General features: G+C 63.6%; 1 protein-coding gene and 2 pseudogenes. 1 reads left to right on the top strand and 2 read right to left on the bottom strand.

Annotation, left to right across the window (positions count from 1 at the left end; translation table 11 throughout):
- Positions 1–468: pseudogene (locus tag EOA60_RS32580) on the bottom strand (glutamine synthetase); the annotation flags it as partial.
- A gap of 182 nt (positions 469–650) precedes the next feature.
- Between EOA60_RS32580 and EOA60_RS32575 the strand changes: the two are divergent.
- Positions 651–1,364 carry an HAD family hydrolase gene (locus EOA60_RS32575; RefSeq protein ID WP_095825802.1) on the top strand — a complete coding sequence of 238 codons (714 nt, stop codon included), beginning with the start codon at positions 651–653 and terminating at the stop codon, positions 1,362–1,364.
- 13 nt (positions 1,365–1,377) lie between these two features.
- On the opposite strand, the pseudogene EOA60_RS39375 reads toward EOA60_RS32575, so the two are convergent.
- Positions 1,378–1,488: pseudogene (locus tag EOA60_RS39375) on the bottom strand (response regulator); the annotation flags it as partial.

The following is a 1,488-nucleotide window of genomic DNA, read 5'->3' as shown; positions in this document are numbered from 1 at the left end:
GTCGTCATAGGCGGCCAGCACGCGCTTCAGCACGTTGCGCGGCGTGAATTCGACGGAGCGGCCATCCTGGTGGACGAGGTCGCAGATCACCGCGGCGGTCGGATCTTCCTCCCAGGGCACGACGGTCAGTGTCGAGAGATCGGGCAAGAGCTTCAGGTCGCCGTCGTCCTCCGGATAGTGGAAGCCATTGCCGTCTTCCGGATAGCCGCCAGATATCGTCGTCATGAAGACGGCCGAAGGCAACGCCAGCGATGTGTTGGAGGTGAATTTCTTCGACGGCATCATCTTGCCGCGGGCGACGCCGGCCTGGTCCGGCGTGATGCACTCGATGTCCTCGATGCCGCGCCATTCCAGCCAGGCGCTGGCTTCCTTCCAGTTCTTCACACCGCGTTCGTTTTTCAAGAAGGCAGGCGTGCGGGCGCGTCCCCCCCGGCTCGACGGACGGACTTCCTTTTTTTCAGGCGGCATCATTCACCAGATTGTGTTGCGGATTTCAAAGTATAGCCGGGCGCCGTGGCGGAAGGAAAGGGGAGGCGCCCGCGTCGCCACAGGCAAGCCGAGCCGCAGCCCAAAGGAACCGGCGTGCCTGTCTTCTTGCTGGCGGCGCAGCGCCACAGGGTCTAGATGAGCCTGTAAGCAAAGGGTCGCACATGTCCGCTCCACGTTTGACCACCATCGGCTTCGATGCCGACGACACGCTGTGGCAGAACGAGCAGTTCTTCCGCCTGACCGAGAAGCGTTTTGCCGCCTTGCTGGCCGAGCACGGCGATCATGAGCACATCGCGGCACGGCTGCTCGAAGCGGAAAGGCGCAACCTCGCCCTCTATGGCTTCGGCATTAAGGGCTTTACGCTGTCGATGATCGAGACGGCCGTCGCGATCACAAACGGCGAGGTGCCCGGTTCGGTCATCGGCGAAATCCTGGCTGCCGGCCGCGAGATGCTCAGCCATCCGATCGAGCCGCTGCCGCATGCCCGCGAGACGGTCGAAAAGCTGGCGGACTCCTACCATCTGGTGCTGATCACCAAGGGCGACCTCTTCGATCAAGAGCGCAAGCTCGCGCAGTCGGGAATGGGTGATCTCTTCGATGCCGTCGAGATCGTCAGCGACAAGAGCGCAGCCACCTATGCCCGCATCTTCAGCCGCCATGGCGACGGTCCGCAGAACAGCATGATGGTTGGCAACTCGCTCAAGTCCGATGTGGTTCCCGCCATCGAGGCCGGTGGCTGGGGCATCCATGTGCCGCACGAATTGACCTGGGCGATCGAACACGCCGAGGCGCCTGTCGCGGAGCCGCGTTTTCGCGAGATCGCAGATCTGGGCGAGTTGCCGGCACTGGTCGAGGCAATAGCGAAGCCCGGCTGAGCGTCGCCTCTGCCTAGCCGCGGCCGACCAGGCGATCGATTACTGGTTGCAGCCTTTCGGGCGTGATCGGCTTGGTGACCACCGCGTCGACCACGCTCGACAGGCCGAGGCTGTCCGGCGTGCC

It is taken from the genome of Mesorhizobium sp. M1A.F.Ca.IN.020.06.1.1, from assembly GCF_004023265.1.
In the GTDB taxonomy this organism is placed as follows: domain Bacteria; phylum Pseudomonadota; class Alphaproteobacteria; order Rhizobiales; family Rhizobiaceae; genus Mesorhizobium.
The sequence above is the reverse complement of the archived record's forward strand: the minus strand, read 5'-3'. Positions and strand labels throughout refer to the sequence as shown.

Excerpts from the sequence above, each read along its gene's own strand:
- EOA60_RS32575 (WP_095825802.1), top strand. The coding sequence starts at position 651 with ATGTCCGCTCCACGTTTGACCACCATCGGCTTCGATGCCGACGACACG.